General features: G+C 64.1%; 10 protein-coding genes. 2 read left to right on the plus strand and 8 right to left on the minus strand.

Annotated features, from left to right (window positions below; genetic code table 11):
• Window positions 1-893 precede the first annotated feature (893 nt).
• The gene (locus K5607_RS05020; protein ID WP_221048386.1) at window positions 894-1,310 is read right to left on the minus strand and encodes a hypothetical protein; all 417 of its coding nucleotides are present in this window, start codon (window positions 1,308-1,310) and stop codon (window positions 894-896) included.
• 321 nt (window positions 1,311-1,631) lie between these two features.
• Between K5607_RS05020 and amoC the strand changes: the two genes are divergently transcribed.
• The gene (gene amoC, locus K5607_RS05025) at window positions 1,632-2,411 is read left to right on the plus strand and encodes a bacterial ammonia monooxygenase, subunit AmoC (RefSeq protein WP_221047484.1); all 780 of its coding nucleotides are present in this window, start codon (window positions 1,632-1,634) and stop codon (window positions 2,409-2,411) included.
• A 174-nt stretch (window positions 2,412-2,585) separates the two neighbouring features.
• A complete protein-coding gene (gene ftsH / locus K5607_RS05030) occupies window positions 2,586-4,523 on the plus strand; it encodes an ATP-dependent zinc metalloprotease FtsH (RefSeq protein ID WP_425515789.1) in 1,938 nt (645 codons plus the stop codon).
• A 148-nt stretch (window positions 4,524-4,671) separates the two neighbouring features.
• Here the strand turns inward: ftsH and K5607_RS05035 are convergent, their stop codons facing one another.
• The 7 genes from K5607_RS05035 to nirD all read right to left on the minus strand — a co-directional run bounded on the left by K5607_RS05035 (window position 4,672) and on the right by nirD (window position 14,881).
• Window positions 4,672-4,890: a Nif11-like leader peptide family natural product precursor gene (locus tag K5607_RS05035; RefSeq protein ID WP_054773931.1), complete on the minus strand. Its 219-nt coding sequence runs from the start codon at window positions 4,888-4,890 to the stop codon at window positions 4,672-4,674.
• A 200-nt stretch (window positions 4,891-5,090) separates the two neighbouring features.
• Window positions 5,091-7,673 carry a chemotaxis protein CheW gene (locus K5607_RS05040; protein WP_246598956.1) on the minus strand — a complete coding sequence of 861 codons (2,583 nt, stop codon included), beginning with the start codon at window positions 7,671-7,673 and terminating at the stop codon, window positions 5,091-5,093.
• 213 nt (window positions 7,674-7,886) lie between these two features.
• Window positions 7,887-8,813 (minus strand): nitrate- and nitrite sensing domain-containing protein, encoded by a 927-nt coding sequence (locus K5607_RS05045; protein ID WP_221048387.1) that lies wholly within the window; start codon window positions 8,811-8,813, stop codon window positions 7,887-7,889.
• 2 nt (window positions 8,814-8,815) lie between these two features.
• A complete protein-coding gene (locus tag K5607_RS05050; protein ID WP_221048388.1) occupies window positions 8,816-10,852 on the minus strand; it encodes a methyl-accepting chemotaxis protein in 2,037 nt (678 codons plus the stop codon).
• A gap of 350 nt (window positions 10,853-11,202) precedes the next feature.
• Complete coding sequence (locus tag K5607_RS05055) at window positions 11,203-11,778, minus strand: ANTAR domain-containing response regulator (protein ID WP_054774900.1); 576 nt, start codon at window positions 11,776-11,778, stop codon at window positions 11,203-11,205.
• 6 nt (window positions 11,779-11,784) lie between these two features.
• Window positions 11,785-14,550 carry a nitrate reductase gene (locus tag K5607_RS05060; RefSeq protein ID WP_221048389.1) on the minus strand — a complete coding sequence of 922 codons (2,766 nt, stop codon included), beginning with the start codon at window positions 14,548-14,550 and terminating at the stop codon, window positions 11,785-11,787.
• A gap of 19 nt (window positions 14,551-14,569) precedes the next feature.
• The gene (gene nirD, locus K5607_RS05065) at window positions 14,570-14,881 is read right to left on the minus strand and encodes a nitrite reductase small subunit NirD (protein WP_221048390.1); all 312 of its coding nucleotides are present in this window, start codon (window positions 14,879-14,881) and stop codon (window positions 14,570-14,572) included.
• Window positions 14,882-14,937: the final 56 nt, after the last annotated feature.

The following is a 14,937-nucleotide window of genomic DNA, read 5'->3' on the forward strand; positions in this document are numbered from 1 at the left end:
CGGCGCGGCTTCGCGCTGACCGCTACCGGTTCTATGCCAAATCGCTCGCAAAATCGCGCGTTTTTTACTCGCTTCCCGTTAAAAAGTGCCAAAAACAAAAAAGGCGCCAAAAGCGCCTCAACCCCGTGCCGCACAAAGCTTTCGGCGCAAATTTTTGTTCTTCCTCACTGTGCCAAATCAATCACCTCCCCACAAAAGGCTCGGATAACCGGGCCTTTTGTGTCTTTTGTGGGTCTAGTTTTCGTAGGCGCCGGTGATTTGGCGTACATGATGACGGGGTAGGCGGCAGACGTTGCCGAAATCAGCAGGGGCATGATTACGCGCGCCATAGATCAATTCCTTCTTGTTCTGGCCGTGGCGCGATGGTATCAGTACGTCGGGCGTCGTCAAAAAGGAGCGGTCATGAAAGGTATCGTGTTTTTGCTGGCCGGGATATTGACCGGGTGTTCTGCCCTTGAATCCGGGCGGATTCCTATCGGGGGTGGCTATTACATCGATGCGGCCAGGCCGGCGCGGGCGTCATATACGCCGGGGATTCCTGTTTATGACGCCTATGGGCGGCCTCGGCAGTTTGTGCCGGCGGACGGGGGTGGCGGGGCGCTGCTGGGGCCGATTCGGCCGAATGCGTTTGGGCCAGGCGTTGGGATGGATGCGACGGGGCGTCCGGTTAGGGCGGCGCCTTGGCCTTGAACTAGGCGCCGAAATCAACGGGCTTTCCGTTGAGTCGGTCGATGCTCGAGGCGGTGTAATCGTTAATGCCGGACTTCGAGACGATCCAGTAGCCATCCCAGCGTGAAAAGGTGATCCAGCGCTTTGTACCCGGGCACTTTGTTACCCGGATCCTGTCGCCAGGTTTTAGCACCGCCTTGTCGTTCCCTGGAGGGGGCTGGGGGTTACTTGTGCAGCTGAAGAATTGCCGAAAAGACCAGGCGTTGGCTGACTTCGGCGACGGCTATCCATTCTCTCGCTTCGGCAACGGTGGAGCAGATTTTTTGCCGGCTGGGCGCGATGTTGACGGAAATATAGTGCCTTATAAGATCGACGACGCGCCGATCCGTCGCGACAGAGGCGTATAACGTTTTGGGATTGCTAAGGAAATGCGCGTGGTCCAGGGCGGCGATCGCGTCGACCTCCGACGTGGTTACGTTTTGGTCTTCCACCGCCATGTAGTCGAAAATTTGATAGCGCAGGTCGTCAAAACGGTGATCGGCGCCTATCTCCTCAAATGCCTTGATGACGTCGGCGGCGGAGCAAACACCGCTGAATTCGCAGTGTAGCCCGTTGGCCTCCCAGTTGATCTTGTATGGCAACAGCCTTTCCTCCTGAGCCGATTCTAGGCTAGACGATAGCCAAGTTATGCGAGCCGTTGGGACTGGTGTTTTCCCGCGGCTCGCCCTATTTCCCGTCGCTAATTATAAGAGAACTGAGCACGCCAGACGGTGGCGCTCCGGCGAGCTCCGGGGATGCGCCGGCCGCGCCCGGCTCGTAGCCGTCCTCTGCCGCCCGCCGCGGCGCGATCACCCAGCGTTTTTCTTGGGAACTTCCGTGGAGCGAACTGTCCAACTGAGCACTCGCCTTCAGCGAGTCGTTGCCATAGCGAGTATGGCTTCAAACCTAGAGGTAACCAAAAAATGGCTGCAACGTCTCTTTCGGTTGCTGGCGCTCAGGACAAGCCCCTGTTGGACAAGGGCTGGCTGACGTTCGCATTTATGCTGTACACGGTGTTCTACTTTTGGGTTCGCTGGTACGAAGGTGTTTACGGCTGGTCCGCTGGCCTGGACGCATTCGCACCGGAATTCGAAACGTACTGGATGAACTTCCTGTACATCGAAATCGTGCTGGAAATCACCACGGCTTCCATCCTGTGGGGCTACCTGTGGAAGAGCCGCGACCGTAACCTGGCTGCTATCACCCCGCGTGAAGAGCTGCGCCGCAACATGACCCACCTGGTATGGCTGTTCGCCTACGCATGGGCCATCTACTGGGGTGCTTCCTACTTCACCGAACAGGACGGCACCTGGCACCAGACCGTGGTGCGCGACACCGACTTCACGCCGTCGCACATCATTGAGTTCTACCTGACCTACCCGATCTACATCATCACGGGTTTTGCTTCCTTCCTGTACGCGAAGACCCGTCTTCCGCACTGGAACAAGGGCATGTCCCTGCCGTACCTGATCACCGTGGTAGGTCCGTTCATGATTCTGCCGAACGTAGGTCTGAACGAATGGGGTCACACCTTCTGGTTCATGGAAGAGCTGTTCGTAGCTCCGCTGCACTACGGCTTCGTGATCTTCGGCTGGCTGGCTCTGGCTGTGATGGGCGTTGTGCTGCAGATCATGGACAGCCTGAACCCGCTGATCGGCCGCGAAGTTTGCTCCGCTATCGATTCCGGCGCTTGCAAGGTCTAAGTGATCTCGGCAGAGCTTGAATTACGCATTCACGCTAAGCACGTGGGTGTGGTCTAAGTAACGACCATGGGGGCGGAGGTCGCTGCTAGCGTATCTACCGCCCTTTTTTTACCCATCATCCATCTATCTCGACTTGGTGATGAGTTTCCTGAAACCTGATAAGGGGCATATCAAGTGAATGGCGTGATAAAGAATGTCTTGATGTACGTGGGCGTCGCCGTGTTAACGCTGACGGCGCTCAACTATTTCACTTCGCGGACCGGCTCCGCGACGGATTCCTCCATGCCCTATTCGCGCTTTATCGCGGCGGTGAACGAGGGCCAAGTCAGGCAGGTCACTCTGGATGGCCAGATGGCGCATGGCTTGATGAAAAGCGGTGAAACCTTCACCGCGTACACTCCGACCGATCCCCATCTGGTGGACGATCTGCTGAAGAACCGCGTGGAGATCAAAACCCAGCCGCCGGAACAGCATTCGATGCTGATGCAGATTTTCGTGTCCTGGTTCCCCATGCTGCTGCTGATCGGCGTGTGGGTCTATTTCATGCGCCGCCAAGCCGGCGGCGGCCTCGGCGGCGGGGCCGGCATGAACTTCGGCAAAAGCAAAGCGCGGCTGCTGGAGGAGGACCAGGTCAAGGTGACTTTCGCCGACGTGGCCGGCGTCGAGGAGGCCAAGGAAGACGTGGTGGAAATGGTCGATTTCCTGCGCGATCCCGGCAAGTTCCAAAAGCTGGGCGGCAAGATACCCCGCGGCGCGCTGATGGTGGGCCCACCCGGCACCGGTAAAACGCTGCTGGCGCGCGCCATCGCCGGCGAAGCCAAAGTGCCGTTTTTCACCATCTCCGGTTCCGACTTCGTGGAAATGTTCGTCGGCGTCGGGGCTTCCCGGGTGCGCGATATGTTCGCGCAGGCCAAGAAGCGGGCGCCGTGCATTATCTTCATCGACGAAATCGACGCCGTGGGCCGTCATCGCGGCGCCGGCCTGGGCGGCGGCAACGACGAGCGGGAGCAGACCCTCAACCAGCTGCTGGTGGAAATGGACGGTTTCGCCGGCAACGAGGGCATCATCGTCATCGCCGCCACCAACCGTCCCGATGTGCTCGACCCGGCCTTGCTGCGGCCCGGCCGCTTCGATCGCCAGATCCAGGTGGGCTTGCCCGACGTGCGCGGCCGCGAGCAGATTTTGGCGGTGCACGCCAAGCGGGTGCCGGCGGCGGACGATGTGGAGATCAAATACATCGCCCGCGGCACGCCCGGCTTTTCCGGGGCGGATCTGGCCAACCTGGTGAATGAAGCGGCTTTGTTCGCCGCCCGCGCCAACAAAAAAGTGGTGGAAATGGCCGACTTCGAGAAAGCCAAGGACAAGATCCTCATGGGCGCCGAGCGCCGCACCATGGTGATGAGCGACGACGAGAAGCGTCTGACCGCTTATCACGAGGCCGGCCACGCCATCGTCGGCCGCCTCGTGCCGGAGCACGATCCGGTCTACAAGGTGAGCATCATGCCGCGCGGCCGCGCCTTGGGCATCACCATGTTCCTGCCGGAGCGCGACCAGTACAGCGCCAGCAAGCGGAAATTGGAAAGCCAGATTTCCAGCTTGTTCGGCGGGCGCATCGCCGAGGAGCTCATCGTCGGCAAGGAGCGGGTGACCACCGGCGCGTCCAACGACATCGAACGGGCCACCAACCTCGCACGCAACATGGTGACGCGCTGGGGCTTGTCCGGCCGGCTCGGCCCGCTGGCTTACAGCGAAGAAGAGGGAGAGGTGTTTCTGGGACGTTCGGTGACGCAGAGCAAGTCGGTTTCCGGTGAGACGGCCCGCTTGATCGACGAAGAAATCCGCTCGGTGATCGACGTCAACTTCGAGCGCGCCGAGCGGATACTGAAGGAAAACATGGACAAGCTGCACCTCATGGCGGAAGCGTTGATCAAATACGAAACCATCGATCGTTACCAGATCGACGAGATCATGGCCGGCCGGGCGCCGGGCGCTCCCAGGGACTGGGGCGACATCAATCCTCCCGGCGACGGCAGTTCGGTGAGCAGCGAACCGAGGAAGGGGGATGTGGCGGTGGGAACGCCCAACATCAGCGATGCCGCCCCGCAGCATTGAGCCGCCTTGGGTCCGTTTGGATGGCTTGAGTCGGATCTGAGCCGGCGGCGCTGATGAGCCGACGCCCCCGGCTTTGGGGGGCGGCTCGCTTGATCGATGGAAGGCTTGCAGCGATGCAGGCCTTTTTCGTTTGGGGCGGGGGAGGGGGTTAGGCCCGCAACAAGGCCTTGCCCAGTTTTTCCGATAGCTGTTCTTCGCTGAACTGGGGTTCGTTGGGGGGATACAGCTCCACTTCGTCGATGTCGAAGCCGTATTCCTTGGCCAGGGCGAGTAGCTCCCGGATTTTCATGCAGGCCCGCAGTTTTTCTTTGAGCTCCGTATCGGATTGCGCTTTGTCGGAAAAAGCTTTGATTTGTGCGATCGCCATTGTTTTCTCACCAAAAAGGGCGGTTGATAGAAACCCTGTCAGCAGGGGCCTGCCAGCCGATACAAAAACGGTGCCAGCGGAGCTCGCGCGCTGAATAAGGCTAAATCGCCCCTTGGGAGTTGTCGGCGTTTGTCGCAAGCACGACAGGGCGTGGACGAGCCGGACAAATGCGACAAGGCCGGCCGGTTTAGGCTTACGTCTTAAGCTTTCTTCTGCGCTGCCTGAAACACCCGGCGCGGGTCGATGATGGGCAGGATGCGGTCTTTGTCGTCGGCGGCCGGCTTGATGATGGCGCTGATGTAGCCGGCGTCGGATTTGAACGAGTCGGGCAGCGTTTCCAGGCGGGAGGCTTCGAATTCCGGCACGGCGTAAAGGTCGTCCACCATCAGGCCCAGCAGGCCGTCGTCGGAGCGGATGATGACGATCTGGCTATGCTGGTCCGGTTCCCGGTGCTCCGCGTCGAACAGCACGCGCAGGTTGATGACCGGCACGATGCCGCTGTCTTCCCTATTGCTGCCCTGGAAGGTGATCATGCCGCACAGGTAGCGGCGCGAGCCGGTCATGGGCGCCAGCCGGCCGGGATCGACCGCTTCCACCACGTCGGCGGCGGGTATGCCGTACAGCTTGCCGGCCACCATGAACGTCGCCAGTTCCACCACGTCGCCGCCCTTGCCGTTGGATTGGCTGAGGTCCGGCGGCACGGCCGGGGAGTCGCCCCGCTCGCCGACTTCTTTCCCCAGCGGCACAAACACGAAGGCCAGCACGTCGTTTTGGTAATCGCCGGAGTTTTTGTATTCGCGGTAGCCGAAAGACGTGGTGCAGCCGACCACGTAATAGTGCCCGTTCAGGGTGACGATTCGAGACATGCCTTCGCCGTTAGGCAGGGAGAAGAACTCTCGTTCCAACCGCAGGCGGCTGCCGATGGGGTAGTCTTCGGCGGTGGAGGCGATGATGCGCCCGCCGCGCTCGGCGAACAGGGCGAAAGCGCCGTCTTTTTTCGGCAAGGCGCCGGCCAGCATGGCGTTGAACTCCGGCGCGGCGTCGAACACGATGCCGATGCCGCCGACCACCTTGGCGCCTTCTTCCGGGTGGCGGATGGCGGCGTTGTAGATGTAGGTGGGCCGGCCGCCGTACAGCCAGGTTTCCTCGAAAGGGGAGACGCAATAGTGTTGGGTGGTTTGCAGGGACAGCACCTGGGGCAGGAAAGCGCTGTCGATTTTTTTGCCGACCGCCGCGACGCCGTCCCGGTGCAGGTTGGAGGCGGCGACGATGGTGCCGGCGGTGTCGTAGACGAACAGCCGGGTGTAGACGGTGTACAGCCCGTTGATGTATTCCAGGATGCCGCCCATTTTGCGCCGGTCCTCATCGCTATCGGCGCCCTTGGCCATGATGCGGCGGATGTCCGACGCCAGGGCCCACCAGCGGCAGTCGTTGGCCCGCTCGTAGAGGTTGCGGTCCATGATGTCGATCATCAGGCGGGAGATGAATTGCACGTCTTGCAGGCTGGAAGAAATGACCGTCTCGTACAGATCGCGGATGGAGTTGGCGAACACGTTGCTGGTGCGGTCGCCGGTTTCGCTGATTTGCTGCAGGATGGATTTGAGCTTGAGCAGATCGCCGCGCTTGCCCGCCGCCATGATCTGGCCGTTCCACACCACCCGCCGCAGGGACAGGTTGATGGTGTCGGCGCCTTTGGCGATGTCGTTGAGGGCCGGGCAGAAGGTGCCGGTATGGGCCATGACGCCGGCCAGCACGTCCTTGTCGATGGCGTCCAGGGAATGGCCGTTGGCCTGGCGGAAGGCGGAAGCCACCGGCACCATGACGTGGCCGTACCAGCCCGGCCCCATATAGCCCTGATAGCCGGTGGTGGCGCAGGTTTTCGCCAGGTATTCGCGCCCGGCGAAATCGACGATGCGGTAGGGCTCGTCCAGCACCATTTCCAGCTTGCGGCCCAGGTGCACGTGGTCCTCGTCGCTGCTGGCGACCACCGTGCCGCCCTTGTCCAATAGCAGCATCACCGACTTGTCGTCCTTGCCTTTCAGGCTGTGGAAAATCCCCGCCATCTCGTTTTCGAAACGGAAGCACAGGCACAACACGCCGATGGGCCGGCCGCCGTCGGCATCCTCGATTTTGCGCGAGTAGATCAGGGCGCGCGTCAGGTGCGGCCGCAGATCCGTGGCGTGGAAAGTCTCCACGTAGTTGTCCGTTTGCAGGGTGCGCTGGATCAGGGGATCGGCGCTGCGGTTCACCGGGTTGGCTTCATCCAGGTGGGCCAGCACGTTGCCGGCAGTGTCGAGAATCATGATTTCCTCGTACACGCTGTATTTGTCGCGGTACTCGGCCAGCCGCCGGGTGATGCGGCGCAGTTCCACCACCGCTTCGCCGGGGGCGGACTCTTGGGCGCTGTGGAGTATGAAGCGGCGGATGTCGTCGTCGGTGGCGAGAAAGTCCACGTCGGCGGTGCGTTCGTACAGGTTGCGGATGACGATGTCCACCACCACCTGGGCCTTGGAGGCGATTTCCAGCACCACCTTGTTGATGTTCTCCTCCACCAGGTTGGCGATGAGTTGCTGTTCCAGCTTGCCGAAGCCCTCGCGGGTGGCGGCCATGGTGGGCAGGATGGTTTTGGCCTCGGTGGGGCAGTTCATTTTCGCCGTGGATTCGATCAGTCCCCAGGTGAAATTGAGATCGCTCAACTGGCGGGCGCACTTGGCCACATTGCGCATGGACGGGATGAAATCATCGGCCGATAGCATTTCCGGTTTGCTGACGACGGCGGGCATATCCTGCCTCCTTATAATTCGTGTGGTTATTGTTCGGACATCGGAAGCAACTAGCGTTCCATGGGGCGGGCGGCGGCCGGGTGGCCTCTGATGTGCGCTGGGTCACATAAGCGCCCGTAGCGGCTGTGGGGCGATTCGCGACAATGGGGCGGCGGTTGTCGAAACACCGACAGGGCGAAGGTCGCGCGTTTAGGCGTACCCATGGCGCCGGCCTTACGCCACTTGATGGAGGTAAAGGCCGGTCAGCGACAGGGCCGTCGTGCCCAAGGCGGCGAGGCGCAGATGCAGGCGGTAGCCGTCGGCGCGCCGTCGGAATTGTTCGGCCAGGGCTTGGCTGATGTCGGCGTACAAGCGGTGGCCGGCCTCGATGGCCTGGGTGCCTTGGGCGAAGTAACTTGCCGGATTGAGGCGCACGTCGGCGCTGTTCACCAGGCTGTGGTCCATCTGCCGCAGGAAGTCGTCAATTTCCCGCAGCGCGTCGTTCTGCTGTCCGGCGGAATTTAAGGCCTGGCGCAGGCCGGACAGGGAATGGCGGATGAGGGTGGAGAGGGCCACCATGCGCATGCGCTCCTCGAAGCTCATGCTGCCGCGGGCGGCGATGCCGGTGCCCATGCCGCGCGCCTGGGCAACGTGTTCCAGGGTGGCCGGCACCTTGGCGATGAGGGCGTCCAGCAGGCTATAGCTGGCCGCGTGGGGGTCCAGCGTCATGCCGCAGGCGTCGGCGTAGTGGCTTTTCAGCTCCAGCAGCCGGGCGATGAGGGCGCTGTGGCGGGCGAAACTCTCCGCCGCGCTCAACTGCGCGACGCTGTCGCGCAGGGTTTGCCATTGCTCGCGCACCTGCTTCCACTGCGGCTTGGCCGCCGCGGCGAGTTGCGGGTGCTTGCGCTGGGCGGCGGCGATTCGCTCGTCGATTTTTTCCTGGGTCGAGAGCATTTTGCTGCGAAAAGCCGAGTCGCCGTTCAGGTAGGCCACGGATAGGCCGCGGTGCTGTTGGATGGCGAGCAGCAGCTCCATCAGCGCCTGCTCCACCGGCAGGCCGCGTGCTTCGCCGCCCAATTGGCGCATCTTGAACAGGCGGTCGAGCACCAGCAGCGCCAGCAGGCAGCTCATCGGCAGTAGGGCGATGGTCAACGCGTTCATGGTCAATGCTCCTCTTGCAAGCGGAATTGCCGCACCAGGCCCTGCAACTGGGCCGCCAGGCGCGCCATGTATTCGCTGCGCTCGGCGTTGCGGCGGGCGCCTTCGGCGGTTTCCTCCGCCACCAGGCTGAAAGAATGGATGTTGCGGTTGATTTCCTCGGCCACCGCGCTTTGTTGTTCCGTCGCCACGGCGATCTGGGCATTGATGTGGTTGATGCCCTCCACCGCCTGGATGATGGATTGCAGGGCCACGTTGGCCTGTTCCGCCTGTTCCATGCCGAAGCGGGCCTGGTTCCGGCCGTTTTCCATCACCTGCACGGCGGACCGGGTGTTGTGCTGCAAGCGTTCGATGATCCGCCGCACTTCCACGGTGGAATGCTGGGTGCGGCTGGCCAGCTTGCGCACCTCGTCGGCCACCACGGCGAAGCCGCGGCCGTGTTCGCCGGCCCGCGCCGCTTCGATGGCGGCGTTGAGGGCCAGCAGGTTGGTTTGCTCGGTGACGTCCTTGATGACGTCTAGGATGCCGCCCACCTGCTTGGCTTCGTCGCCCAGGGCGACGATGACGGCGGCGGCGGTTTCCACCTCTTCCGCCAGTTGGCGGATGGCGGCGATGGACTGCTCCACCACGTTTTTGCCCAGCTCCGCCTTGGCGTCGGCGGTTTGCGCGCTGCTGGCGGCTTGCTGGGCGTTGCGGGCGATGTCCTGCACCGAGAGCAGCATTTGTTCCATGGCGCTGGCGACCTGTTCGGTGCCGGCCTGCTGTTTCAATACGCCTTGGCTGGTTTGCTCGGTGACCACCGACAGTTCGGTGGCCGATTGGGCCACCTCGGCGGAGGCGCTGGACACGCTGCGGATGACCCGGCCGAATTCCCGCGTCATGTCGTTGAAGGCGTCGGCCACCAGCGCCACTTCGTCCTGGCTGGCGATGGCGGCGTGGGAGTTCAAGTCGCCGCGGGCGGTTTGCCGCACCGTCTGGGTGAGGGCGTTGAGCGCCCGCATCACCGACAGGTAAAAACCGGCGAACAAATAGGCCACGGCCAGCAAGCCCGCCACCACGGTGATTTCCAGCAGCCGTTTTTGTCGCTCGCCGGCGTCCACCCGGGCGGTGACGGCCTGGTCCAATTCGGCCATGGCGGCCTGGTAGAGGGTTTTTTGCGCTTCCACGGCGCGGGTGCCGGCGGCGAAGAATTCGGCCGGCGCGATGTTCGCCGCCGGCGGGTCGATCAGCCGCGTTTGGGCGAGTTCCAGCAGGGCGGCAAGTTCGCCGCCCTGTGCGCGCCAGGGTTCCGCCAGCCGCGTCGCCAGGTTCGGGTTGGCGGCGGCGATGGCGTCCTGTTCCCGCGCCAGTTCGCCGTTTCCTTGGCGGATTTGCGCCATGAGGGCGAGCAATCGGCTTTTCTCCTCCCCATCCGGGCCGCCGCGCGCCGCGGCGCCGCTGCCCAGGCCGCGCAAGCGGGCGACGTTTTCCACCTGGGCGGGCAAATGCAGCAGGGCGGCGTTCACCAGGTAATGGCTGTCCAGGCGCGGTTCCAGCACCAGCCTGGCGCGGTCTGCCACCTGCGCCATCAGTGCCAGTACCGCGGCGACCAGGCGGCTGTGGGCGGCGAAATTAGCGGCCGGTTCGGCCCCGGCGCGGGGTTCGGCCAGGGGCGTCCACGCCTCGCGCAGGTTTTTCCGCTTCGCCGCTATGTCAAGCGCCTGCGCCGCATCCGGGGGGAAGGCCTCCAGGGCCGCCAAATCCCCTTCCACCCGCCGGCTTTTTTCCTGCAATTTCGCGGCGACGCCGTTGTCGCCGTTGAGCCAGGCATAAGTGAGGCCGCGATGCTCTTGTACGTGCAGCAACAGCTGCACCAAGGCGTTTTCCGCGTCCATGCCGGATTTTTCCAGGCGGGCGGTGCGTAGTTCATCGCCGATCTGGGCGCTGGTCATGTACAGGGCCATGGCCAGCGGCACCGCGAACGCCAGGGCAACCAAGCCCATTTTTTGCGGGTAGTTGAGCTTTTCCATCAGCAGGATGGTGGGATGAAAAAAGTTTTGCATGGCTGCTTCCTCGGTCCTGTATCGCTGCGTGCCGGGCACAAAAAAAGCCCTCCCGGCCCCTGGCGGGCCGGAGAGGACTTCGTTGTCCCGGTCTGAGTTGGTGGCGCGCCGTTGCGCCGCTGCGAGTTGCTACGCAAGTAGGGTGCCAGCCACCAAAATTCCGCGTTTTATGCGTGGTTTATGGGCTGTTTCGTTACCGATGGCGGTTGTTTCCGTGCGGCAGGGCCGGGGACGGTGCGCGGAGACAAGGCGCGGCGGCGCCGTTTGGCACCCGGCCGGTCCGTTCGTTTCCCTGTCTAGTGTGGTGCAGGGAGGCGGGGATTGCCCCGCCATGAAGCAGGGCCCGGCCGTTACAGCACGTTTTCCAGGGACAGCAACAGCCGCGCGACTTCGCCGATGCGGGCATTGCGGTCCATGGCGGTTTTGCGCAGCAGCTGGTAGGCCTGGGCTTCGGTCAGGCCCTTGCGCTGCATCAGCAGGCCCTTGGCCTGGTCGATGGCCTTGCGGTCGGCCAACTGGGTTTTCGCTTCCACCAGTTCGTCGCGCAGCGCCTGCAATTCGCGGAACCGGGCCACGGCCACCTCGACGATGGGCATGATGCGTTCGCGCGCCAGGCCGTCCACCACATAGGCGCTGACGCCGGCCTGCACCGCTTGCTGGATGTAATCGCTGTCGCGGCGGTCGGAAAACAGGATGATGGGCTTGGGCTGGTCGCGGCCGATTTCCCGCATGTGTTCCAGGGTGTCGCGGCCGGGGTCTTCCATGTCGATGATGATGATGTCCGGCTGGTGGCGCTGCACCTGGGCGGCCAGGTCTTCGCCTTCCCGCAGTTTGGCGACGATGCGGTGGCCGGCCTCCTTGAGCGTTTGTTCCAACACGGCGCTGCGTTCGGCGTCGCGGTCCACCAGCATGACTTTCAGGCCCATGGCGGCTTACCTCGTTTCAGCCAGCAACGCGCGCAGCTCCGGCAGGCAGGAGCCGCAGCCGGTACCGGCTTTGAGCGCCGCGCCGATGTCGTCGGTGTTGTCCAATCCTTGCACGGCGATGGCGCGCTTCAGGGTATCGCGGCCCACGCCGAAGCAGGCGCACACCGTGGGGCCGCCGTCGTCTTCGGCGCGGCGCGGGCGCCCGGCCAGCAGGTTGGTGCGGTCTTCGGCGGCCAGGGTTTCCTTGGCGAACAGGCTTTCCAGCCAGTCGCGGCTCGGCAGTCGGTGGTCCGGGCCGATGAAGGCGCACAGCAGCAGCCGGTTATCGTCCAGGCAGGCGGCGCGGTAGCGGCCGGCGCGCGGGTCGTGGAAGTCCAGCCACTCGGCGTCCATGGTAGGGTGCGCATCGCACACCGTCGGCGTTGTTTTGGTGCGCGATGCGCACCCTACGTTTGCCGCTTCGCATGGAGCGGATGCGGAGGGCGGATGGCCGCCCGCCGCTTCGGTTAAAGCCCGCACCCAGGCCGGCCAATCGGCCGCCGCTTCCAGGCCGGCCAACTCGTACAGCCAGCAGTCGGCACCGCGGATTTGCACGGCGTATTGCGCGCTTTCCGGCAGGGACAACGGCTGGCGGGACAACACGAAGCCGTGCCAGGCGGCGGGGAAGGATTGCACCGCCACCGGCGCGGCTTTGGATTCCGGTTCGCCGGAGAGGGGGTCCACCACCGGGCTGACCAGGCTGTTCACCAACGCCTGCCGGGCGTGCTGTCCGTTCCAGTGCATGGGCATGAACACGCTGCCGGGGCGTTGGCCGCCGGTGACCTTGGCGCGCGCCAATGCCATGCCGTGGCGGCTGGACAGGCGCACCAGGGCGCCGTCGGTGATCCCCAGGGGTTCCGCGTCGGCGGGGTTCAGTTCGGCGTAGGGTTCGCCCTGGTGGCGGCACAAGCGCGGGCTCAAGGCGGTGCGGCTCATGGTATGCCAGTGGTCGCGCACCCGGCCGGTGTTGAGGATGAGGGGATATTCGGCGCTGGCCGCTTCCGCCGGCGGTTTGGGGGCGAGCGCCAGCAGATTGGCGCGGCGGCCGTGGGCGGCGAAGTCCTCTGCGCTCCACAGGCGGGCGGTGCCGTTGGGCGCTTGCGCCGTCACCGGCCATTGCACCGGTTGCAAGGCGTCGTAGCCGTCCTCGCCCAGCCCGGCCAAGCCGGAAATGTCGAAGGGCCGGGAGCCGCCGTTGCCGTGGCCGGACAAGCGGGCGTGCTCGTCGAAGATTTCCGCCGGCGATCGGTAGGCGAACGCGTCGCCGAAGCCCAGGTGCTGCGCCACTTGGCTGACGATCCACCAGTCCGGCTGGGCCTCGCCCGGCGCCGGCAGGAACGGCCGCTGGCGGGAAATGCGCCGTTCCGAATTGGTCACCGTGCCGTTTTTCTCGCCCCAGGCCAGGGCCGGCAAACGCACGTGGGCGTAGGGGGCGAGATCCGTGGCGTCGCAGCAGTCGGACACCACCAGGAACGGGCAGTTTTCCAGCGCCCGGCGCACCGCGTTGCTGTCCGGCAGGCTCACCGCCGGGTTGGTGGCCATCACCCACAGGGCCTTGATGCGGCCTTCCTTCAGGGCTTGGAACAGCTCCACCGCTTTCAGGCCGGGCCGGCGCGCCAGGTTGGGCGCTTGCCAGAAATCCGCCAGCAGGTTCAGGTCGCGGTCGTTCCAGTCCAGGTGGGCAGCTACCTGGTTGGCCAGGCCGCCCACTTCCCGGCCGCCCATGGCGTTGGGCTGGCCGGTGAGGGAAAACGGCCCCATGCCCGGCTTGCCGATGCGGCCGGTGGCCAAGTGCACGTTGATGATGGCGTTGACCTTGTCGCTGCCGGACGAGGACTGGTTCACCCCTTGCGACCAGGCGGTGACGGTTTTTTCCGTGTCGGCGAACCAGCGGTAGAAGGTGGCGACGTCGCTTTCCGCCAGGCCGCAGCCGGCCGCCACGGCGGGAATCGACGGGGCGGTCTGCCGGGCCATTTCCAGGGCGTCGGCGTAGCCTTCGGCGCATTGTTCCAGAAAGCGGAAGTCTAGGCGATCGTGCTGGCGCAGGTAGTTGAGCAGGCCGTTGAACAGCAGCACGTCGCTGCCGGGCTGCAGCGCCAGCTGCAAATCCGCCGACTCCGCCGTGGCGGTGGCGCGCGGGTCGATGTTGACGATGCGCAGCTTGGGGTGGGTCTTCTTGCGCTGGGCGATGCGCTGGAACAGCACCGGATGGCACCAGGCGGTATTGGAACCGGCCAGCACGATGAGGTCGGCCTGCTCCAAATCCTCGTAACAACCGGGCACCGTGTCGAAGCCGAAAGCGCGCTTGTGGCCGGCCACGGTGGAAGACATGCACAGCCGGGAGTTGGTGTCGATGTTGGCCGAGCCCAGGTAGCCCTTCATCAGCTTGTTGGCGACGTAGTAATCCTCGGTCAGCAACTGGCCGGACACGTAGAACGCCACCGCATCCGGGCCGTGATCGTGGGCCGCGGCGGCGAAATGGGCGGCCACCACCTCCAGGGCTTCGTCCCAACCCGCGCGGCGGCCGGCCACCTCCGGATAAAGCAAACGGTTTTCCAGCGCCAGCGTGTCGCCCAGCGCCGAGCCCTTGGAGCACAGCCGGCCGAAGTTGGACGGGTGCTGCGGATCGCCCTGGATGCTGGCGCCGCCGTCGCCGGCCAATACGCCGCAGCCGACGCCGCAGTAGGGGCAGGTGGTGCAAACGTGGGTTTGCGAATGGATCAAGGTGGTCATGGCGCAGTGCCGAATCGCTTTAAGCCAGCGCCAGCCATACCGCCCCCTCCCGCACTTCCACGGCAAAGCAGGCGACCGTGCCTTCGTCCGGTGCCCGCGCCTGGCCGGAGTCCAGTTCGATCACCCAGTTGTGCAGCGGGCAGGTCACCGCCTGGCCGTGGACGATGCCTTGCGACAGCGGGCCGCCTTTGTGGGGGCAGTGGTCGCGCACGGCGTAAACTTTGTCGTCCGTGGTGCGGAACAGCGCCACGTCGCCGCCGGGGGTGCGCACCACCCGCGATCCCAGCGGGGGAATGTCTTGCAGCCGTGCCACTTCTATCCAGTTGTTCATTGTCGTCAGGTCTCTATGTTCGTGTGATGGCTGTAGGAGCGGGCCATGCCCGCGAG

Origin of the sequence: Methylogaea oryzae (assembly GCF_019669985.1) — a bacterium.
GTDB classification, from domain to species: Bacteria; Pseudomonadota; Gammaproteobacteria; order Methylococcales; family Methylococcaceae; genus Methylogaea; species Methylogaea oryzae.

Bases quoted from the DNA above. Each gene is read 5' to 3' on its own strand.
- amoC (WP_221047484.1), top strand. From the start codon at position 1,632: ATGGCTGCAACGTCTCTTTCGGTTGCTGGCGCTCAGGACAAGCCCCTG.
- K5607_RS05035 (WP_054773931.1), bottom strand. From the start codon at position 4,890: ATGGCGATCGCACAAATCAAAGCTTTTTCCGACAAAGCGCAATCCGAT.
- K5607_RS05040 (WP_246598956.1), bottom strand. From the start codon at position 7,673: ATGCCCGCCGTCGTCAGCAAACCGGAAATGCTATCGGCCGATGATTTC.
- K5607_RS05045 (WP_221048387.1), bottom strand. From the start codon at position 8,813: ATGAACGCGTTGACCATCGCCCTACTGCCGATGAGCTGCCTGCTGGCG.
- K5607_RS05050 (WP_221048388.1), bottom strand. From the start codon at position 10,852: ATGCAAAACTTTTTTCATCCCACCATCCTGCTGATGGAAAAGCTCAAC.
- K5607_RS05055 (WP_054774900.1), bottom strand. From the start codon at position 11,778: ATGGGCCTGAAAGTCATGCTGGTGGACCGCGACGCCGAACGCAGCGCC.
- K5607_RS05060 (WP_221048389.1), bottom strand. From the start codon at position 14,550: ATGACCACCTTGATCCATTCGCAAACCCACGTTTGCACCACCTGCCCC.
- nirD (WP_221048390.1), bottom strand. From the start codon at position 14,881: ATGAACAACTGGATAGAAGTGGCACGGCTGCAAGACATTCCCCCGCTG.